This is a genomic window from Mesorhizobium sp. WSM4832, assembly GCF_055811115.1.
This window is the reverse complement of record NZ_JBVVQH010000001.1, coordinates 508,588-528,960: the sequence shown is the minus strand read 5'-3', so window position 1 is coordinate 528,960 and position 20,373 is coordinate 508,588. Positions and strand designations below refer to the sequence as shown.

The 20,373-nt window shown below is 64.4% G+C and carries 19 protein-coding genes; 4 read left to right on the top strand and 15 right to left on the bottom strand.

Annotated features, from left to right (window positions below; translation table 11 throughout):
* Nucleotides 1-40: 40 nt before the first annotated feature.
* Nucleotides 41-1,846: a dipeptide ABC transporter ATP-binding protein gene (locus tag AC0L2L_RS02515; protein WP_473575948.1), complete on the top strand. Its 1,806-nt coding sequence runs from the start codon at nt 41-43 to the stop codon at nt 1,844-1,846.
* On the opposite strand, the gene AC0L2L_RS02510 is transcribed toward AC0L2L_RS02515, so the two are convergent.
* The 7 genes from AC0L2L_RS02510 to AC0L2L_RS02480 form a co-directional block, all read right to left on the bottom strand.
* The gene (locus AC0L2L_RS02510; protein WP_473575947.1) at nt 1,843-2,910 is read right to left on the bottom strand and encodes an ABC transporter ATP-binding protein; all 1,068 of its coding nucleotides are present in this window, start codon (nt 2,908-2,910) and stop codon (nt 1,843-1,845) included. The two genes, AC0L2L_RS02515 and AC0L2L_RS02510, sit on opposite strands and share 4 nt — an antisense overlap.
* Nucleotides 2,911-2,913: 3 nt before the next feature.
* The gene (locus AC0L2L_RS02505; RefSeq protein ID WP_473575946.1) at nt 2,914-3,762 is read right to left on the bottom strand and encodes a carbohydrate ABC transporter permease; all 849 of its coding nucleotides are present in this window, start codon (nt 3,760-3,762) and stop codon (nt 2,914-2,916) included.
* Nucleotides 3,762-4,685, bottom strand: coding sequence for a carbohydrate ABC transporter permease (locus tag AC0L2L_RS02500; protein WP_473575945.1), 924 nt, complete (start codon nt 4,683-4,685; stop codon nt 3,762-3,764). Before AC0L2L_RS02500 ends, AC0L2L_RS02505 begins: the two co-directional genes overlap by 1 nt.
* 183 nt (nt 4,686-4,868) lie before the next feature.
* Complete coding sequence (locus AC0L2L_RS02495) at nt 4,869-6,146, bottom strand: ABC transporter substrate-binding protein (RefSeq protein ID WP_473575943.1); 1,278 nt, start codon at nt 6,144-6,146, stop codon at nt 4,869-4,871.
* Nucleotides 6,147-6,172: 26 nt separating this feature from the next.
* Nucleotides 6,173-7,387 (bottom strand): PLP-dependent transferase, encoded by a 1,215-nt coding sequence (locus AC0L2L_RS02490; protein WP_473575942.1) that lies wholly within the window; start codon nt 7,385-7,387, stop codon nt 6,173-6,175.
* Nucleotides 7,384-8,115 carry a FadR/GntR family transcriptional regulator gene (locus AC0L2L_RS02485; protein WP_473575941.1) on the bottom strand — a complete coding sequence of 244 codons (732 nt, stop codon included), beginning with the start codon at nt 8,113-8,115 and terminating at the stop codon, nt 7,384-7,386. Before AC0L2L_RS02485 ends, AC0L2L_RS02490 begins: the two co-directional genes overlap by 4 nt.
* Nucleotides 8,116-8,247: 132 nt before the next feature.
* Nucleotides 8,248-8,943 (bottom strand): DJ-1/PfpI family protein, encoded by a 696-nt coding sequence (locus tag AC0L2L_RS02480; protein ID WP_473575940.1) that lies wholly within the window; start codon nt 8,941-8,943, stop codon nt 8,248-8,250.
* A 101-nt stretch (nt 8,944-9,044) separates the two neighbouring features.
* Between AC0L2L_RS02480 and AC0L2L_RS02475 the strand changes: the two genes are divergently transcribed.
* On the top strand, nt 9,045-9,992 hold the full coding sequence (locus AC0L2L_RS02475) for a GlxA family transcriptional regulator (protein ID WP_473575938.1): 948 nt from the start codon (nt 9,045-9,047) through the stop codon (nt 9,990-9,992).
* A 55-nt stretch (nt 9,993-10,047) separates the two neighbouring features.
* Here AC0L2L_RS02475 and AC0L2L_RS02470 read toward each other — a convergent pair whose 3' ends face one another.
* The 7 genes from AC0L2L_RS02470 to AC0L2L_RS02440 form a co-directional block, all read right to left on the bottom strand.
* Nucleotides 10,048-10,902 (bottom strand): carbohydrate ABC transporter permease, encoded by an 855-nt coding sequence (locus AC0L2L_RS02470; RefSeq protein ID WP_473575937.1) that lies wholly within the window; start codon nt 10,900-10,902, stop codon nt 10,048-10,050.
* Nucleotides 10,902-11,831 carry a carbohydrate ABC transporter permease gene (locus AC0L2L_RS02465; protein WP_473575936.1) on the bottom strand — a complete coding sequence of 310 codons (930 nt, stop codon included), beginning with the start codon at nt 11,829-11,831 and terminating at the stop codon, nt 10,902-10,904. The genes AC0L2L_RS02470 and AC0L2L_RS02465 overlap by 1 nt, the downstream gene beginning before the upstream one ends.
* A complete protein-coding gene (locus tag AC0L2L_RS02460; protein WP_473575934.1) occupies nt 11,831-13,138 on the bottom strand; it encodes an ABC transporter substrate-binding protein in 1,308 nt (435 codons plus the stop codon). Before AC0L2L_RS02460 ends, AC0L2L_RS02465 begins: the two co-directional genes overlap by 1 nt.
* Nucleotides 13,139-13,163: 25 nt before the next feature.
* Nucleotides 13,164-13,928, bottom strand: coding sequence for an SDR family oxidoreductase (locus AC0L2L_RS02455; RefSeq protein ID WP_473576099.1), 765 nt, complete (start codon nt 13,926-13,928; stop codon nt 13,164-13,166).
* Nucleotides 13,925-14,875 carry an L-arabinose ABC transporter permease AraH gene (gene araH / locus AC0L2L_RS02450; RefSeq protein WP_473575933.1) on the bottom strand — a complete coding sequence of 317 codons (951 nt, stop codon included), beginning with the start codon at nt 14,873-14,875 and terminating at the stop codon, nt 13,925-13,927. The genes AC0L2L_RS02455 and araH overlap by 4 nt, the downstream gene beginning before the upstream one ends.
* 9 nt (nt 14,876-14,884) lie before the next feature.
* Nucleotides 14,885-16,396, bottom strand: a complete 1,512-nt coding sequence (gene araG, locus AC0L2L_RS02445; RefSeq protein WP_473576097.1) for an L-arabinose ABC transporter ATP-binding protein AraG — start codon at nt 16,394-16,396, stop codon at nt 14,885-14,887.
* Between the two features lie 81 nt (nt 16,397-16,477).
* A complete protein-coding gene (locus AC0L2L_RS02440; protein ID WP_473575932.1) occupies nt 16,478-17,470 on the bottom strand; it encodes an arabinose ABC transporter substrate-binding protein in 993 nt (330 codons plus the stop codon).
* A gap of 271 nt (nt 17,471-17,741) precedes the next feature.
* Here AC0L2L_RS02440 and AC0L2L_RS02435 point away from each other — a divergent pair, with 271 nt between their 5' ends.
* Nucleotides 17,742-18,431, top strand: a complete 690-nt coding sequence (locus AC0L2L_RS02435) for a FadR/GntR family transcriptional regulator (protein ID WP_473576095.1) — start codon at nt 17,742-17,744, stop codon at nt 18,429-18,431.
* A gap of 14 nt (nt 18,432-18,445) precedes the next feature.
* Nucleotides 18,446-19,594 carry a galactonate dehydratase gene (gene dgoD, locus AC0L2L_RS02430; protein WP_473575931.1) on the top strand — a complete coding sequence of 383 codons (1,149 nt, stop codon included), beginning with the start codon at nt 18,446-18,448 and terminating at the stop codon, nt 19,592-19,594.
* A 47-nt stretch (nt 19,595-19,641) separates the two neighbouring features.
* Here dgoD and AC0L2L_RS02425 read toward each other — a convergent pair whose 3' ends face one another.
* Entirely contained in the window at nt 19,642-20,301 is a 660-nt protein-coding gene (locus tag AC0L2L_RS02425) for a DUF2161 domain-containing phosphodiesterase (RefSeq protein WP_473575930.1), read from the bottom strand.
* Nucleotides 20,302-20,373: the final 72 nt, after the last annotated feature.

Below are 20,373 nucleotides of genomic sequence, written 5' to 3'. Positions count from 1 at the left end.
CTTCATAAGGGCACCGACAGAAAGCGATTTCGAGGTCTTGATGTCCCCTTCAGTGCTGAATGTGGAAAAACTTTCCATCGCCTATGGTGGGAAAAGAGGATGGCAATCCGCCGTCAACGGCGTTTCGCTAAGCGTAGGCCAAGGCGAAGCACTCGGGCTGGTCGGCGAGTCAGGCTCGGGCAAAAGCTCGGTAGCCCTGGCCATCTTGCGCTACCTGCCGGGCAATGCCCGGATTGCGGCCTCGGCGCTGGAGTTCCAGGGGCGTGAATTGCGCGATCTTTCGGGGGGCGAGCTGCGCAGCCTGAGGGGCGACCGCATCGCCGCCGTCTACCAGCACCCCGGCGCAGCACTCAGTCCGGCGATGACGATCGGCCGGCAGATCGGCGAAACGATCATGCGCCATCGCTCGGTGCGCCACGAGGAAGCGCGCTGGCGCTCGGCCGAGTTGTTGAAGCGCGTGCGGGTCGGCAATCCCGAGCGGGTGCTCGATCTCTATCCGCACGAGTTGTCCGGAGGCATGCAGCAGCGCGCCAACATCGCCATCGCGATCGCGCTCGATCCGTCGCTGCTGGTGCTGGATGAGCCGACGACGGCGCTCGACGCCAGCGTGCAGTCGGAGATCATCGCCATCCTCGACGACCTGCGCCGCGATCACAAAACCAGCATCCTGCTGATCAGCCACGACATCAACCTGATCCGCCGTTCCTGCGACCGAGTGGCGGTGATGCAGGCAGGGACGGTGGTCGAGACAGGCGACGCCGGCGATGTCTTCGACAACCCTGCCCATGCCTATACGAAGGCGCTGATCGCCTCGATCCCGGCGCTCGACTTCACCAAGCGCGACGGCCGGCTGGCCGAGACCGGCGCGACGAGCCGCATCCAGTCGCAGGGTCGCCCAGCCGACCTGGGGGCGAAGCGCCAGACCGCCATCGCCTGCAAGGGCGTCAGCCATTCCTTCGGCAGCCAAGCGGTGCTGCACAATGTCGATCTCGGCGTCGGCCAAGGCGAGACTTTCGGCCTGATCGGCGAATCCGGCTCCGGCAAGTCGACGCTGGCCAGGATCGTCACCGGGCTGCAGACGCCTAGCCAAGGGTCGGTCGAGCTGTTCGGCAGGACCGTCGCGCCGCGCGCCGAAAGCCGTGCGCCAGGCGAGCGTCGCGACGTGCAGATGGTCTTCCAGTCGCCGGACCGCACGCTCAATCCCCGCCACAGGATCGGACGGATCATCAACCGGCCGCTGCGGCGGCTTGCCGGCCTTGGCCGGAGCCAGGCGCGCCAACGCGTCGCCGACCTGCTGCGCTCCGTCCGGCTGGCGGACGCGACCGCCGAGCAGAAGCCACGCTCGCTCTCCGGCGGCCAGCGGCAGAGGGCGGCCATTGCGCGCGCCTTTGCCGGCGCGCCGAAAGTGGTGGTGCTGGACGAGCCGACCTCGGCGCTCGACGTCTCGGTGCAGGCGACCGTGCTCAACCTGCTCAACGACCTGCAGCGCGACAAGGACACGACCTATCTGTTCATCAGCCACGACCTCAGGGTCGTGCGCTACATGGCCGACAGGATCGGCGTGCTCTATCGCGGCCGGCTGGTCGAGACCGGCTCATCCGAACAGGTCTTTCGCGGACCCAACCACCCCTACACGAAGCTGCTGCTGGCGGCATCTTCCGATCATGCGCCGGCGATTGTCCGCCAGGCGGGAATTCCAGCCGAGACCGCCGGCGAAGGCGGGTGCGCATTCGCCGGCCGCTGCCCTCTTGCCGCGCCCGCGTGCCGGGAGGCGGAGCCTGCCTCGACAGATATCGGCGATGGCCATCTGATCGCCTGCTGGCGGACGGAGGCGCTTGCGGGCTAGCCGATGCGGTCGCCGCTCTTCGGATCGAAAAGGTGGAGGGACGCCGGGTCGGCGGCGAGGCGGACCACATCGCCCGGCTTCACGTCGCTGCGGCCCATGACGAAGACGCAGATCTGCTGGTTGGCCAGCCTGACATAGAACTGCGTCGACAGGCCGAGCGGCTCGACCACCTCGACCTCGGCTTTCAGCGCGCCGTCGTCGACCAGCCTGATGTGTTCCGGCCGCAGTCCGACGGTGAGCACGTCGCCGTCCTGCAATGGCAGGCCGTCCGGCAATCCGAGCTTTTGGCCATCGGCGAGCACGGCATCCGCCTTGCCGCCCTTGGCAATTTTGGCCGGCAAGAAATTCATCCCCGGTGAGCCGATGAAGCCGGCGACGAAGGCGTTGGCCGGCCGGTCGTAAAGCTCGAGCGGGCGGCCGACCTGCTGGACGTAACCGTCATGCATGACGACGATGCGGTCGGCCATGGTCATCGCCTCGACCTGGTCGTGGGTGACATAGACCGAGGTGGTCTTGAGCTGCTGGTGCAGCGCCTTGATCTCGGCCCGCATATGGACGCGCAATTTGGCGTCGAGGTTGGAGAGCGGCTCATCGAACAGGAACACCTTTGGATCGCGCACGATGGCGCGGCCCATGGCGACGCGCTGGCGCTGGCCACCGGAGAGCTGGCGCGGCAGGCGGCCGAGATAGCTATCGAGGCCAAGGCGCTTGGCGGCCGCACCGACCCTGCCGTCGATCGTCGTCTTCTCGGCCTTCTTCAGCAACAGGCTGAAGCCCATGTTCGAGGACACGTCCATATGCGGATAAAGCGCGTAGGACTGGAACACCATGGCGATATCGCGGTCTTTCGGCGCGACGTCGTTGACCAGCCGCTCGCCGATGCGGATCTCACCGCCGGTGACCTCTTCGAGGCCGGCGATCATGCGCAAAAGCGTGGACTTGCCGCAACCGGACGGGCCGACCAGGACGACGAACTCGCCGTCGGCGATCTCGAGATCGACGCCGTGCAGGATGCGCAGCGCGCCATAGTCCTTCTCGACATGTTGCAGCGTGACGGAAGCCATCTTTTATCCTTTGACCGCGCCGGCGGTGAGGCCGGTGACGAGATAGCGTTGCAGGAAGGCGAAGAAGATGCAGACCGGGATCAGCGCCAGGATGGATGCCGCCATCATTTGCCCCCAGTCGACGGCGAACTTGCCGATGAAGGTGAGCAGGCCGACGGCAAAGGTCTTCTGCTCGTCGCTGGAGATCAGCATCAGCGCGAACAGCAATTCGCTCCAGGCGGCCGTGAAGACGAAGCCGAGCGTGGCGCCCATGCCGGGCAAGGTCAGCGGCACGATCACCCGGCGCATCGCCTGGGCGCGCGTGCAGCCGTCGATCATCGCCGCTTCTTCCAGATCCTTCGGGATGCCGTCGAAGAAGGATTGCATAAGGAAAGTGGCGAAGGCGGTGTTGAAGGCGGTGTAGATGATGATCAGCCCGGTCAGGCTGTTGGTCAGGCCGAGATCGCCCATGATGCGGTAGATCGGCGGGATGACCATGACCAGCGGGAAGGTCTGCGTCAGAAGCAAAAGGATCGCCAGCGTCGCCTTGCCGCGGAAGGTGAAGCGCGACATGGCGTAGCCGGCGAGCGTGGCGATGACGGTGACAAGTGCGGCCGTCGACACCGAGACGATGACGCTGTTGAGGAAATAGCGCGGGAAGTCGGAGGCCTCCAGCACGGTGACGAAGTTCTGGAACGTCGTCTGCGACGGCCAGAAGGTGATACCTTCCGAATAGAGCAGGCGCTCGGGCGTGACCGAGATCTTCAGCGTCCAGAAAATCGGGAACAGAGCGAAGATCACATAGGCGGCGACGGCCGCGTAGAGCCCGATGCCGCCGAAAATGCGCGAGGAGGTGGAGCGGCCGGCGATCATCAGACATGCCTCACGAGCATGCGGCGGATGGCGATCAGCCCGATGGCGTAGGCGATGAGCAGCACCAGAAGCAGCACCGCCACCGCCGAGGCATAGCCCTTGTCCAACGACTTGAAGGCGCTGACATAGATGTAGACCGGCACCGTGCTGGTCGAGCCGGCCGGCCCGCCCTCGGTCATGACGAAGATCAGGTCGGCGAAAGTGGCGATCCAGATGGTGCGCAGCATGACGGTGATGACGATGGTCGGCGCCAGGAACGGCAGCGTCACTTTGGTGAAGCGCTGCCAGGGCGAGGCGCCGTCGATCGCCGCGGCCTCATGCAATTCGGAAGGGATCGACTTCAGCGCCGCCAACAGGGTGATGGCGAAGAAAGGGATGCCGAACCAGATGTTAGCGATGATCGGCCCCCACATGGCGGTGGCGGGATCGGAAAGCACATTGGTCGGTTCGGCCTTCAGCCCGAGCGCGAAGAGCCAGTGCGGCAGCGGCCCGATGATCGGGTTGAACAGCCACGCCCAGGTGAGGCCGGACAGGAAGGAGGGCACCGCCCAGGGCAGGAATACAACAGCCTGCACCACCTTGCGGCCGTAGAAAGGCTTGTCGAGCAGCAGCGCCAGGCCGAGGCCGAGGAAGAACTGGAAGAACAGGCTGGCGACGGTCCACCACAGCGTGTTGATCAGCGCCTGGCCGAGCACCTGGTCGGAGAGCATCGCCTGGTATTGGGCGAGGCCGACATATTGCGACTTGAAGGCGGAGAATTTGCGGAAGGAATAGCTGATGCCTATGATCAGCGGCACCAGCAGCACCAGGACCAACAGGACGATAGCAGGCGAAAGATAGAGCCACGGCTCGATCGAGGCCTTGCTCAGCCGCTGCTTGCGCGGCCGGGCGGCGGATCGGATTTCGGACACGGCGTAGGTCATACGGTGCTCGCGTTGGAGGGGTGAGCCGGCGTGGCAACTGCCATCTTCTCCCCGTTCCACGGGGAGAAGATGCCGGCAGGCAGATGAGGGGCAGCGCCAACCTATCAGAAGCAGTCGCTGCCCCCTCATCCGACCCTTCGGGCCACCTTCTCCCCGTGAACGGGGAGAAGGGAAAGGCCTGTGCTACTTCTTGTTCTTGGCCATCCAGTCCTGCTGTTCCTTGGTCAGGAACTTAGCCCATTCGTCGGCCACCTGCTTAGCCGGCTTCTGGCCGAGCAGCACTTCCTGGAAGTTCTTGATCGCCACCTGGTCGACGAAGTTGCCGAGGTTTTCGAGATGCGTCGGCGGCGTCACCATTTCATATTTGGAGGTATCGCTGAGCTCGGTGAACCAGCCCTTGAACTGCTCGGTCTTGAAATGGGCGTCCTGGTCGGCGCCGTTGTGGATCGGCACGACGCCGACTTCCTTGGCCCATTCCAGATTGTCCTTCGGCGAGAGCAGCGTCGCCATCAGCTTCCAGGCCTCTTCCTTGTGCTGCGAATTGGCGAACATCGCCCAGCCGGCATAGCCCAAAGTCGGGTAGGATTTGCCGCTCGGGCCCACGGGGAGCGGCGCGACGGCGAAGTCGTCGGCGCTCATCTTGTCGGCGATGCCGAGCAGCGCGTCCGGATCCTGGTTGAGCATGGCGCAGGTGCCGGAATAGAAGCCGGTCACCGTTTCGTTAAAGCCCCAGCTCACGGCGTCCTTGGGCGCCAGGCCGTTCTTGTACATGTCGGCCAGCATCTGCAGGCCCTTGACCGAGCCTTCATCGTTGATGGTCGAGACACCGTCGTCGGTGAAGTAGCCGCCCTTGCCGTCGGCGATGTTCATGAACATGTGCATGCCGTTGAAGGCGCCGGGGCCGCCGCGCAGGCAGTAGCCGTATTTGCCGGGAATCGCCGAGATCTTCTTGGAGAACTCGACGAACTCCTCGAGATTTGCCGGCGGACGGTCGAGACCGGCCTCCTTGAACAGCTTCTTGTTCCAGAACAGCGCGTTCACATAGTAGCCGTAGGGGATCATGAACTGCGTGTTGTTGACGGTCGAGCCGAACTGCTTGGCGCGGTCGCCGAGCGTCTTGGCGTCGTCCCACTTGGCCATATAGGGGCCGAGATCCTCGAGTTGGGCGTTGTTGGCATAGAGGCCCATCCAGCGCTCCGGCATCTCGACGACGTCGGGCGTATCGCCTGCCTGCACCATGGTGAGGAACTTTTCGAAGGCCTGGCCCCAGGGCAGCGAGACCACCTCGACCTTGATGCCCGGGTTGGCGCTCTCGAATTCGGCGATCTGCTTCTTCAAGAATTCGGTGCGCGGCGGGCTGGTGATGACCTCAACCAGCTTGATGGTGGTGTCGGCCAGCGCGCCGCTGGCGGAAATCGCCAGGCCGGCAACGGCGGCAAGCATGAAGGTCAGTCTTTTCATGTTCAGGACTCCCATTTTCGATCCGTTTATTTTTTTGACTTGTCGAAGGCTTTGCTTTTGTCGAAGGCTTGGGCGATGTCGGCCCAGAGATCCTCGACATTCTCCAATCCGACATTGAATCGGATGGTTCGGGGGCTGACGCCGAAGCGCGCCATCGAATTGATGCCCGGCGTCTGCTCGAGCGAGGCCTTTGCCGGCACGACCAGGCTTTCATGGCCGCCCCAGCTGACGCCGAGGCGGAAGAGCTTCAGCGCATCGACGAAAGCCGGGATGTCGACATCCTCCGTGACCTCGAAGGAGAACAGTCCAGCATAGCCGGCTAAAGTCTTCTTGCCCGGATGATTGGAATAGGCGGGGTGGTTGACCCGCTCGACCTTGCCATGCGCCTTCAGCCGCTCGGCAATGGTGAGCCCGCTTTTCATGTGATGCGGCAGGCGCAGCGGCAGCGTGCGCAGGCCACGCAGCAGCAGCCAGCCTTCGAAGGGCGACAGCTTAGCGCCAAGCTGGGAATAGGTCTGCTCATTGATATGCTTGATGTGCGCCGCCGAACCCGCCACCACGCCGGCGACGGTGTCGCTGTGGCCACCGAGATATTTCGAGGCCGAATGCAGCACGAGATCGACGCCGTGCGAAATCGGCTTCTGGAACACCGGCGTCGCCCAGGAATTGTCGATGGTGGTGACGATGCCTTGCTCCTTCGCCAGCCGGGCGAGATGCGCGATATCCTGCAGCTCGAACAGCATCGAGGTCGGGCTTTCGAGATAAAGCAGCTTGGCGCCGGGAAGTGCCGCGGCAATCGCGTCCGGATCGGAACCGTCGACATAGTCGACCTTGATGTTGAGGCGCGGGAAGAGCCGCTCGAACAGGCGGTAGGCATCGCCATAGCAGTTGCGCACGGCGACGATGCGTTCGCCGGCGCCGACAAAGGCGAGCAGCGTGGCGCTGATGGCCGCCATGCCGCTGGAGAAGCCGCGGGCGGCTTCAGCGCCTTCCAAGGCCGCCACGCGCGCCTCGAACTCCATCACCGTCGGGTTGTCGCCTCGCGAGTAGATCGGCTGCTTTCTTCTGCCGGCAAAGGTGTCGGCCATGTCGGCATAATTGGCGAAGGTGAACAGCGACGTCTGGTAGATCGGCGGCACCACGGCGTTGCCGGGAAACGGATCGTCATGGGCGAGCAGCGTCGCCGCCTCGGCGAGATAGTCGCTGGCCAGCGAAGCAGTGTCGAAGGCGTGCTCGTTCATTTGCGGTCCAAAAGCTTGAGGTTGGCGGCGCCGCGCTTCAGATCGTCCTCGACGGTGGCGATGAGCTTCAGCGCCTCGGCGCGAGCGCCATCGGGATCGCGCGCGGCGATGCGGTCGAAGATGGTGCGGTGGTAGGGGAAGCTGGCGTGGCCGAAGTCGCGCACGCCGAGCGGATGCTCCCAGAAGCGATGGAACAGCTCATGCATGGCGGCGATGATCTGCTCGAACAGCGGATTGCCCGAGGCGCGGTAGACCGCCTGGTGGAACTCCCAGTCCTCCTCCGAGGACATGCCTGCGCGGGTCTGGAAGGCCTCTTCCATGATGTCGAGCTTGCGCTCGATCCCGATGATCTCGGCCCTGCCGGCGCGGATGGCGCAAAGCGCCGCCGCCTCTGCTTCGAGCGCACGGCGGATTTCAAGCGTGCGCATCAGGCCGGTGAAGTCGTTGCCGCCGGCAAGCGTCAGCGGCATGTGCAGCATATCAGGGGAAACAGCGGTCTTGAGATAGGTGCCCGAGCCCTGGCGCCGTTCCACCAGGCCGAGCCCCTCCCATCGCGTCAGGGCTTCGCGCACCGTGTTGCGGCTGACCTTGAGGCGTTCGGCCAGGATGCGCTCGGTCGGTAGTTTGCCGCCGGGGCCCAGCGCTTCCTGCCGGACAAAGCCCGCCAAGGCCTTCAGTACCGCGTCATCGCGGGCCGTCGTCTGGATGGGGGGCAGGAAATCGGTCACGCCGGCTGAGCCTAAAGTGGTTCAATGGTCCAACCAATTTCTGCACAGGGCGAAAGGCGAGTCAACAGTCGAAACGAGGCCGGGCCGAATGGCGCGGATCTGCGCCATTCGCCTCCCTGGCTTCAGGCATGATTACGCTGCGACATGTCCGCCGCGCGCTTCGCGCCAGCGAGCGAACATATCCTCACGGACCCGCCTCGAACCCGCGAGCCGCTCCTTTGCCTCCGCCAACACGGCCGGCGAAGCCTCGGCGGGCGTGCCGGAGCGGAAAGGGGGCGCCGGCGCATATTCGAGCGAGAGCTGTACCGTCTCGGCTTCGGCCTGGCCGAGCAGCCTTGCGACCAGCGCCAGCCCGAAATCGATCCCCGATGTGACGCCGCCGGCGGTGATCAGCTTGCCGTCCTCAACGATCCGCGCATCGACGGGGATCGCGCCGAACTCTTCAAGGAAATCATGCGCATACCAGTGCGTGGTGGCGCGCTTGCCCTTCAGCAACCCGGCCGCGCCGAGCACCAGGGCGCCGCTGCAGACCGAGGTGATGTGGCGCACCTGCGCCGCGCGCTCCCAGACGAAATCGAGGACCGCCTGGTCTTCCAGCAGCGCGTTGACGCCGCCTCCGCCAGGAATGCACAGAACGTCGAGAGGCGGGCAATCGTCGAAGGTCGCGGTCGGCGTGAGGGAAAGGCGCGTTGAAGACATCACCGGATTGCGGTCCTTCCAGATCAATTCGACCTCGGCGCCCCTGGCGGTGGCCAGGACTTCGTACGGCCCGGTGAGGTCGAGCTGCTGGACGTTGGGGAATACGAGAATGCCGAAACGAAGGGTCATGGAAATCTCCACAGGTTGACTCGGGGCGAGTTGACTTCTGGCAATCTAAGGCATCATGCTTTGGCACGATCGCCAATCACCCCTCGTTTCAGGCCAATGCCATGCGCCGTATCGAAATCCTTGCCTATCCCGACATCCAGCTCCTCGATGTCAGCGGACCGCTTCAGGTTTTCGCCAGCGCCAACGACTTCAGGACCCAGGCCGGCGAACCGGCCGTCTATGACGTCGCCGTCGTCGCCGCTTCGCCACGGATCAGGACATCGTCCGGCCTCGTGCTTGAGGTAGCGGCGCTGCCGGAGCACGGGCTCGAGATCGACACGCTGATCGTGCCCGGCGGATGGGGCGTCAACGCGGCCTGCGAGGATGCCGAGCTGGTCCAGTGGATCATCGGCCGCTCGCAGGATGCTACGCGAACAGCTTCCGTCTGCAGCGGCGCCATGCTGCTGGCGCAGGCCGGCCTGCTCGACGGTCGCCGCGCGGTTACCCATTGGGGGCGCTGCGCGGAGTTCGCCCGGCGCTTTCCGGCGGTTCGGCTCGAACCCGACCCGATCTTTATTCGTGACGGCAATGTGTGGACCTCGGCCGGCGTGACGGCGGGCATCGATCTTGCGCTTTCCTTCGTCGAGGCCGACCTTGGCCGGCGCATGGCGCTGGCGGTGGCGCGCGAGCTGGTCGTCTTCCTGAAACGTCCGGGCGGCCAGGCGCAATTCAGCCAGACCCTCAAGCTGCAGGAAGGCGACGGGCGCTTCGACCGGCTGCATGGGTGGATCCTCGACAATCTGGCCGGCGACCTTTCGCTGGCGCAGTTGGCCGACCAGGCCAATATGAGCCGGCGCAGTTTCTCGCGGCACTATCAGGAAGCAACCGGGCGGACACCCGCCCGCGCCATCGAGGAGATCCGCATCGAAGCGGCGCGGCGGATGCTGGAACGGGGGCAGCCCGTCAACAAGACGGCGCGCCGCTGCGGCTTCGGCTCCGAGGAAACGATGCGGCGCGGCTTTCTACGCATTCTCGGCGCCAACCCGCGCGACTACCGCGAGCGTTTCTGATCGCGATCGAGAACGCAGCGAAGGCGGTCGTCGGCGATGGCGATATCGGCCATCGTCAGCCCTTGATGCCGGTCGCGGCGATGCCGCGCACGAAGTGGCGCTGCAAGGCCAGGAAGAAGATCGCCGTCGGCAGGGTTGCCACGACGGCCGAGGCCATCAGCACGCTCTGCTTCATCGACATGCCGGCGCCGCCGACCAATGTCGCCAGCCCGACCGGAAGCGTGCGCGTCTCGTCGGAATTGGTGGCGATCAACGGCCAGAAGAAATTGTTCCAGCTGGCGACGAAGGTGAAGATCGCGACGGTGGCAAGGCCCGGCTTGGTGAGCGGCAAAAGGATGCGCCAGAAGAAGCCGAAACGGCTGCATCCGTCCATGATCGCGGCGTCCTCCAATTCCCTCGGCACGGCCTGGAAGAACTGGGTGAGCAGGAAGACCCCAAAGGCGTTCGCCGAGGCCGGCACGGTCAGGCTGAAAATGCTGTCGACCAGGCCGTAGCTGTTCAAGCCCAGGAACAGCGGCACGAACAGGAGTTCGTATGGCAGCAGGAAAGTCGCGAAGATGACGCCCATGATGGCGCGGCGGCCGGGGAATTGCATGCGCGCCAGCGGATAGGCGGCCAGCGCATCGACGGCCAAGGTCAGCACGGTCGTCAGTAACCCGACGACGGCCGAGTTGCGGAACCAGGTCAGCATGGGAAAGCGCTGGAACAGCGCGCCGTAGGCTTCGAGCGTCGGTGCATCCGGAATCCATGCCGGCGGATAGACGTAGATCTCGCTCTCCGGCTTGATCGATGTGACCAGCATCCAAAGGATCGGCGCGCCCCAGAGCGCCGTCACCACGCCCATCAGCACATAGGCCAGCGCACGCCCGCCAAGCGATTTCCCGGCACGGGCTGAACGTTGGTCCTGCATCAGATCGCCTTCATCAGCTTCATCTGGGCCAGCGAGAAGACCAGCGTGATCAAGAGCAGCACCACGCCAGCGGCGGCTGCCGGCCCCATTTCGAAATTCTGGAATGCGGTGAGGTAGATGTACTGCACGATGACGAAGGTGCTTGCTTCGGGCCCCCCTTGCGTCATCACATAGGCCTGGCCGAAGACGCGCCAGCCATTGATGATGGTGAGCGCGGTGACCAGCGCCATGGCCGGCCGCAGCAACGGCAGCGTGATGTAGACGAAACGCTGCCACGGGCCGGCGCCATCGAGCGTGGCGGCGTCATGCAGTTCTTCCGGAATATCCTGCAGCGCCGCCAGGAAGATGATCATGTTGGTGTTGACGGTCCACCAGACGGTGGTGATGGCCAAGGCCGGCATCGACCAATGCGGATCCTTGAGCCAGGCGATGGGCTCGATGCCGATCGTGGTCAGGTAGTAGTTGACGAGGCCGGTGCCTTTGTCGAACAGCCAGCCCCAGAGGATGCCGACCGTCGAAACCATGACCACATAAGGCAGGAACACCACCGTTCGCACGAACGCCGTCCCCTTGAGCTTCTGGTCGAGCAGCATTGCAAGGGCCAGGCCGAGCACGACCATCGGGATCGCGGTCAGGAAGACGAAATAGAAGGTGTTCTTGATCGCGGTCAGGAATAGCGGGTCGGCGAATATCTGCCGGTAATTGTCGAGCCCAATGAATTCAGGCGTTCCGAGAATGTCCCAGCGCATGAAACTGACGCCGACGGCGGCGAGCGTCGGCATCAGCATGAAGGCTATGAACAGCGCCAGATAGGGCGACAGGAAGAGATAGGCGGCAAGCGTCATGCCGCTGCGCACCGCCCCTCCCTCCTGCGCAGCCGCGCGGCGGGCCCTGGAGCGGCCCGCCGGTTGTGATGCCAGCGATGTCATCAGCCCTTCTTCAGCTGCGCGTCGAGACCTTCCTTCATCGCCTTCAAGGCGTCCGGCACCGGCTTGGAGCCGCTGAGCGCGGCCTGAAGGTTGGTGACCAGCGGCGTCGGCTTGTCGAAGGAGAAGACCGAGAGGTATTGCGGGATCAGCGGCTCGTAGACGATGTTGGGCAGATCGTCGACGAAGGACTTGAAGTATTTGTACTGCTCGGTGCCGGTGAAGGCCGCGCTCTCGCGTACCGCCTTGCTCTGCGGAATGATGCCGACGGTGGTGGCGGGTGCTGCGAAATTGTCGAAGAACCACTTCATGAAGTTGCCGTCGGCGGCGAGCTTGTCGTCGTTTTTCTGCTTCGATACCGCCATGCAATGCGAGTTGGCCCACACCGCCGGCTTGGCGCCGAACACCGGCAGCTGCGCGGTCATGAAATTCATCTTCTGCGCCATGCGCAGATTGACCTCCCACGGGCCGATGAACTTCATCGCGACCTGCTTCGAGGCGAAGGCGTCCTCACCCTTGTTGCCGCCGACCTCCGGATTGGTCACGCCATGAACGTTGATCAGGTCGACGAGGTACTGCAGTGCCTTCTGCGAGGCTTCGCTGTCGACCGCGGCTAGGCCCTTGTCGTCGAGGAAGGTGCCGCCGAACTGGTACATAAGGCTGAACCAGATCCAGCGCGCCGTCGCCCAGGTGTTCGGCAATTCGAAGCCGTATCGCGTGACCTTGCCGCTGCCGTCCTTGACCGTGAGCCTCTTTGCCCATTCGAGGAATTCCTCCCCGGTCTTCGGCGGCTTTGTCGGATCAAGCCCCGCCTCCTGAACCATATCGACATTGTAGTAGAAACCGAGCGGATGGACGTCGAGCGGCGCGGCATAGACCTTACCGTCGAAGATCACGCCGGTGCGGCCGGCATCCGGAACCTGCGACAGGTCGAGGCCGGACGACGCGACGACGTCGTCGATCGGACGGATGACCTTGCGCGTGGCAAATTCGGGCAGTTCGGTGATGTGGAAGAGCACCAGGTCCGGCGCGCGTCCGCCGGCGGATGAGACGACCCATTTGGAGAACAAGGTATCCCAGTCATAGCCGGTCGGCTCGACCGTGACGCCCTTGCCGCCCTTGTTGAAGGTATCGATGACGCCGTTGAGCGCCGTGGTGTTGTCGGCGCCGGTCCAGCCGTGCCAGAGCGTGACCTTCTCGTCCGCAGCGAACGCGATGCGCGGGAGCGAGCCCGCCAGCGCCGCGCTTGCACCAAGCGCAAGCGCCTGGCGACGCGTCAACAGGGATTTTGCGAACACATCATTTGCCATTTTATCCTCCGATTTATGGCTTGTTTCAGGGGTGGTGAAGCACGCTCAGGCCGCCATCCGCGACGAGGCAGGCGGCGTTGATGAAGGGGCATTCGTCGGAGACCAAAAAGACCGCGGCCATGGCGATCTCTTCCGGCGTGGCGATCCGCCCGCTCGGATGCAGCGCCAGCGTCTTGCGGCGCGCGGCCTCCGGATCGTCGAAACCGTTCCAGTAGTCGATGACCTTCTGCGTGGCGACGTAGCCCGGCGCCAGTGCGTTCACGCGCACATTGTTGCCGGCATATTCAATGGCCAGCGACCTGGTCAGGCCAAGCAGCGCGTGCTTGGCGACGGGATAGGGGAAGGTGTGCGGGATGATGGTGAAGGCGTGCGTCGAAGCGATGTTGAGGATCACGCCGCCGCCTTGCCCGATCATGCCGGGCAGTGCCGCCCTGGCGCAGTGCCAGGCGCCTTTGACGTTGACGTCTAGATTGCGCGTCCAGTCGTCCTCGGTTGCTTCGAGTGGGGTTGAAAATACGTTGGTGCCGGCATTGTTGATGACGGCGTTGATCGGGCCGATGGCCCTCCCCGCCGCCGCCATCGCGGCGTCGATCGCTTTAGCGTCAGCGATGTCGGCCGCAGCATGAGCGACCTTACCCAAACGTGCGGCGCTTTCGGCGAGCAGGCTCGCGTCGCGGTCGACCAGGAACAGCTCGGCCTTCTCGCGCAGGCACGCCTCGGCAATCGCGTAGCCGATGCCCTGCGCCGCGCCGGTCAGGAAGATGCGTTTACCGGAAAGCCGTGCCATCAGCGCCGCCCCAAGGCGGAGGAACGCAGATTGTCGAGCAGGACGGCCAGAAGCAGGATCACGCCCCTGACGATGTATTGGTAGAAGGCCGGGATGTTGAGCAGGTTCATCGCGTTCTCGGCGATGCCCATGATCAGCACGCCGACGATGACGCCCGACATTGTCGCACGACCACCGGCAAGCGACACGCCGCCGAGCACGCAGGCCGAGATCACGGACAGCTCCAAGCCCACCGCGGCGTTGGGCTGGCCCGAAGTGATGCGCGAGGCAAGCAGGATGCCGGCGATGCCGCAGACCACGCCCTGCAGCGTGAAGATCCAGATGCGCGTCCTGTCGACATTGACGCCGGCAAGGCGCGAGGCCTCCGGATTGCCGCCGATGGCCAGCGTGTTCTTGCCGAAGACGGTGCTGTTGAGCACGAAGCCGAAAATGCCGAACAGCACCGCCAGCACCCAGATCGGCGTCGGTATGCCGAGCAGTTTCGACAGAGCGAGCTGGTAGAAATCGGGGCTGTTGATGCCGACGGCGCGGCCGTCCGACGAGATCAGCGCCATGCCGCGCACGATCTGCATGGTGGCCAAGGTGGTGATCAAGGCATTGATGCGGAATTTGGCGATGACGATGCCATTGACCCAGCCGACGACGGCACCGCAAGCGATTGCCGCGACAAGGCCGAGCAGGATCGAGCCGGTGGTGTTCGACGCCATCACCGCAACCATGCCGGCAAAGGCGACGATGGAGCCGACCGATAGGTCGAAGTCGCGCGCCGCGAGACAGAACATCATGGTCCAGGCGACGATGCCGACAGTGACCACCGACTGCAGCAGGCCGAGCATGTTGCGGTCGGTGAGGAAGTTCGGCACCAGGAGCGACACCAGCGCGAAGGCGACGATGAAGATGACGACGAGGCCCTGTTCGCCGAGCAGTATCTTCTTCAACCGGTCGGTCATTACAAATCCTCAGGATGCGATCGCGTCGGGGGTTTTCTTGTCGGGCAGCGCGGCGGCCAGGATCGCCCTTTCGGCAAACTGGTCGCGCGCGAGCTCCGCGCTGATGCGTCCGCCGCACATCACCAGGATGCGGTCGCAGATGCCCATCACTTCCGGTAGCTCGGACGAGACGACGACGATCGCCATGCCGTCCTCGGCGAGCTGGTAGAGCAACTCGTAGATCTCCGACTTGGCGCCGACATCGATGCCGCGCGTCGGTTCGTCGACGATCAGCACGCGTATGCCCTGTTCCGACAGCCAACGGCCAAGGATGACCTTCTGCTGGTTGCCGCCGGAGAGATTGACGATGTCCTGCCTGCGCGATGGCGTGCGCACCTTGAGCTTCTTGATGAAGGTCTCGGCGATCGCGATCTCGCTTGCGCGGCTGAGCACGCCGAAGCGCGTGTGATGGCGCCGCGACGAGACGTTGATGTTCTCCTCGACAGAGCGGCCCTGGATGATGCCGTCATGCTTGCGGTCTTCCGAGCACAGCACGATGCCGGCCCTGATCGCGTCATGCGGGCTGGCGGCGGCAACCGCCTTGCCGTCGACGGCGATCGTGCCGCCCGAGCGTGGGTCGGCGCCAAAGACGAGCCGCATCAGCTCCGAGCGTCCGGCGCCGATGAGGCCGAACAAGCCGACGATCTCACCGGCACGGGCTTCGAAACTCGCCGGCGTCCGCAATCTGGCGCCGCTCAAATTGTCGACCTTGAGGCGAACCTCTCCGGCCTTTCGCGGGCGAAAACCCCAGATGTCGGAAATCTCGCGGCCGACCATTTCGGCCACGACCTGATCGCGCGTCACATCCTTCAGCGACGTGTGATGCGCGGCGAGCTTGCCGTCGCGCAGCACCGTCAGGCTGTCGCAGAGCCTGAACACCTCGTCGAGGCGGTGCGAGACATAGATGATGACCTTGCCTTCGCCGCGCAGCCGGCCGATCAGCTTAAACAGTATCTCGCTTTCGCGCGAGGAAAGCGACGAGGTCGGCTCGTCGAGCGCGATGACGCGGGCGTCGAGCATGACTGCCTTGGCGATCTCGACCATCTGGCGCTCGCCGATCGATAGCGTCTTCACCTTGCGGCGCATGTCGGTGTCGATGCCGGCCGATTTCAGCTTGGCGCCGACATCGTCGAGCATCCGGCGGCGCGCAATGATGCCGGCGCTGGCCGGAAAACGGCCAAGGCTGAGATTCTCGGCGACGGTCAGCTCGGGAACGAGCTGCAATTCCTGGTGGATGACGATGACGCCGTTGTCGAAAGCGTCCCTGGTCGAGGCATAGGCCTGGACCTTGCCGTCGATGCTTATTTCGCCGGCATCGGCATGCTGGTCGCCGGACAGGATCTTGATCAAGGTGGATTTGCCGGCGCCGTTCTCGCCCATCAGCCCATGCACGGCGCCCTTTTCGATGCCGAACGACACATCCGACAGGGCTTTGACGCCTGGATAGGTCTTGGTGATGTTTGAGAATTCGAGAAAGGACACGCTTCGATCCTTCTGCGCTACCCTTGCCGGATCGTACCAAACAGGCGGCGACACGGCCGCCGCCTGTTTGTACAGGGAGGATTATTCGATGCCGAGGTCCTGCCTCACCTTCTGATAGTCGTCGCGCTTGGCCAGCGCACCGGCGGTCAGCGTCAGCTTCGCCGGCTCCTTGTTGTTGGCGATCCAGTCATACATGTTGAGCGCCGTCTCGTAGCCGTGACGCTTGGGCGAGATGATGACCGTGCCGACGAAGCCGGTCGCCGCCGGCTTCTTGAACTCGTTGATCGCCGATTCCGCGCCGCCGATGCCGACGCCGATCATGCCGTCGGCCGGAATGCCGACGCTCTCGGACGCGCGCACGGCGCCGAGCACCGCCTCGTCGTTGAGGCCGAAGGCGATCCACTTCTTGATGTCGGCATGGGCGTTGAGCACGACCGTCGCGGCGTTGAGGGCGGCTTCGGTGTCGGTCTTGGCCTGCGGGGCGTCGAAGATGTTCTCGGCCTTGAAGCCGGCGGCCTTCAGCACCGAAATCGCGCCCTCGACGCGGTCGACGGCGGTCGGCAGCTGGTCGTACGAGACGCGGATCGCGCCGACCTCATCCATCTTCCAGCCACGCGTCTTCATCTCGTCGAGGATGGCCTGACCGACCGCCTCGCCGATCTTGGTCGCCGAGATGCCCATATGCGGCACGTCTTCCAACGGCTTGCCGTCAGCGCCGACGAGGCGGTCGTCGACCGTCATCAGCTTCAGATTGTTGGCGGCGGCCTTGGCGACGATGCCGGGGCCGAGCTTCACATCGGGCGTGCAGACGACGAAGCCCTGCGCTCCTTGAGCGCCGAGATTGTCGATCGCCGACATCAGCTTCTCGCCGTCCTCGGCGCCGATCTTGACCAGGGTGAAACCCTTTTCCTTGGCAGCCTGGTCGGCGAACTTCCATTCGTCCTGGAACCACGGCTCCTCGGGCTGCTTAACGATAAAGCCGATCTTGGTGTCCTGCGCATAGGCGGACGCAATCGTGGTGACCGACAAGACAGCGAGAGCACCCGCGACGAGCGCGGTTTTCAAAAGTCGCATGATTACCTCCCAGCAAACGGCCGGGCGCTCGGCCCGGATTGGCAGTGTGTAGTCAATTTTATCATACCCGTCAATTGATCTGGTATGATAAATAAGATAGATAGTCCGACAAGTAGTCGCTGGCGCAAATCAATCGCATCCGCTAAGGCCGGACCAATTGCGCGCAAACCAAAGGGTTCGCTGCCTTGGAGGAGGGGCTGAGGTGACCGAAACACCGAAGAAGGCTGACGAAGAGGCCGAACCGCGTGAGACCGCGCGTCGTCCACGCGTCATGCCTGACGTAACCAAGGCTTTGGCCTCCGACATTTTCTCCGGCCGCTATCCGGCGGGGTCGTCGCTGCCGACCGAGAACGATCTCGGCATCGAATATGGCGTCAGCCGCACCGTCATCCGGGAGGCCCTGAAGGTGCTGGCGGCCAAGGGGCTGGTGCTGTCCAGGCCGCGCGTCGGCACGGTCGTGTGCGACCAGGACAACTGGAACATCATTGACGCACAGGTGCTCGCCTGGCATGCGCCGCATGCGCTGGACGACAAGCTGTTCGACGCGATCCTGGAGACCCGCCGCGCCATCGAGCCGCTTGTCGCCGAACTCGCGGCGACGCGGGCGACGATGCAGGAGATTGCCGACCTCGAGATGGCGTGGCAAGGCATGGCCGGCGCCGGCGAGGACCTGACGCAATTCTCGCGCTCCGACATCGCCTTCCACCAGATCGTCTATGGCGCCAGCCACAACCCGATCTTCCGCCAGATCGGCAATCTGATCGACACCGGGCTGAAATTCTCGCTGGAAGCGTCGGCGACGATCTCGCTTGAAAGGCGCATGGAAGCGGTGGCGGCACATCGCGAAGTCGTGGAGGCGCTGCGCATGCGCAATGCCGCAGCGGCGCGGGCCGCGGCGAGCAAGATCCTCGACCTTGCGGCGCGCGACCTGACCAGCGCCAAGAAATTGAAGAACAACTGAGACCGGCCGGCCGCATGAAGATCACCGCCCTGACCACCTATGTCGTTCCGCCGCGCTGGCTCTTCCTCAAGATCGAGACCGATGCCGGGGTCAGCGGCTGGGGCGAGCCCGTCGTCGAAGGCCGGGCGCTGACGGTCGAGGCGGCGGTCAAGGAACTGGCCGACTATTTGATCGGCAAGGATCCGCGCTTGATCGAGGATCATTGGACGGTCATGTATCGCGGCGGCTTCTATCGCGGCGGGCCGATCCTGATGAGCGCCATCGCCGGCATCGATCAGGCGCTGTGGGACATCAAGGGCAAGGCGCTCGGCGTGCCGGTGCATGAACTGCTTGGCGGCAAGCTGCGCGACACCATCAAGGTCTATTCCTGGATCGGCGGCGACCGGCCGGCGGAGGTTGCGGCGGGCGCCAGGGAAATGGTCGCGCGTGGCTTCCTGGCGCTCAAGATGAACGGCACGGAGGAACTGCAGATCGTCGACAGCCACGACAGGATCGATGCGGCAGTGGAACGCGTCGCCATGGTGCGCGAGGCGGTCGGTCCCGATATCGGCATCGCGGTCGATTTCCACGGCCGCGTGCACCGGCCGATGGCGCGCATCCTGGTCAAGGAACTGGAGCCATACCGGCTGATGTTCATCGAGGAGCCGGTGCTGAGCGAAAACCGCGAAGCGCTGAAGGAGATCGCCGCACTTGGCTCGACGCCGATCGCGCTGGGCGAGCGGCTCTACAGCCGCTGGGACTTCAAGTCGGTGTTCGAGGAGGCGGTCGTCGACATCATCCAACCGGACCTCTCGCATGCCGGAGGCATCACCGAATGCCGCAAGATCGCGGCGATGGCGGAAGCCTATGACGTGGCGGTCGCCCCGCACTGCCCGCTCGGCCCGATCGCTCTCGCCGCATGCCTGCAGCTCGACGCGGTGAGCTACAATTGCTTCATCCAGGAGCAGAGCCTCGGCATCCATTACAATGCCGCCAACGACCTGCTGGACTATGCCGCCAACAAGGACGTGTTCCGCTATCATGAAGGCTATGTGGCGATCCCGGACGGGCCCGGCCTGGGGGTCGAGATCGACGAGGAATACGTCAAGGAACGCGCCAAGGAAGGTCATCGTTGGCGCAATCCGGTGTGGCGCCACAAGGACGGCTCCTTCGCAGAGTGGTAAGCCGGCCGCTGAGTGGTAAGCCGGCAAAGCTTTCGATCCGCGATAAGTTACAGCGCCGCCGGCAAAGGTCCGATCGCCGCAAGGCCGGCTTCGGTCAGCGCGTAGACGCCGCGCTCGGCCCTGGCGAACCAGCCATAATAATTGTGCAGAAGGATGCTGGCCGCGCGCGGCGAAAGCGCCTTGAGATCGCGCGGGCGCTTCGGCCCGTCTGCCATGGCGGCGGCGCAGGCGAGCGCCTCCTGCCGGTAAGCGGTCATGATCGGCTTCCTTCGCGTGCTGCCGCCGATGGATGGATCGCCCTTGCGGCGGTGATGCTCCTCGACGAGGCGCGAGCGCCGCCGCGGATCGCGGCGCGGCGGCAAGGCGGCCGGACTGAGGATCAGTTCCACCTCACCCTTCTTGCCGACACCCAACAGGCCGAAGCCGAGACGGCGGCAGAGCGCGCGGAAGCGGCGGTCGTGCTCCCGACCCTTGCCGCGCGCCGACATCAAGGCAGCCAGCCAGACTTCGTCACAGGCCGCCGCGCGATCGACGGCTTGCAGGACGAGTTCGAGGTTGAATTGCAGCTTGAGTTCGCAGATGACGACGACCGACGGTTCGCCCGCACGCACGCCGACCACGTCGCAGCCGCCGATCTCGCCCTTGACGGCGAAATCCATGCTCTCGAGAAACCGCTTCACCGGCTCGTAAAGGGACGTTTCCTGCATGCGCAAGGCATAGCCGATTCGCAGCTGTGCGGCACAGCGGGCCCCGGCACGATTGCCGCGCGGTCACCCGAT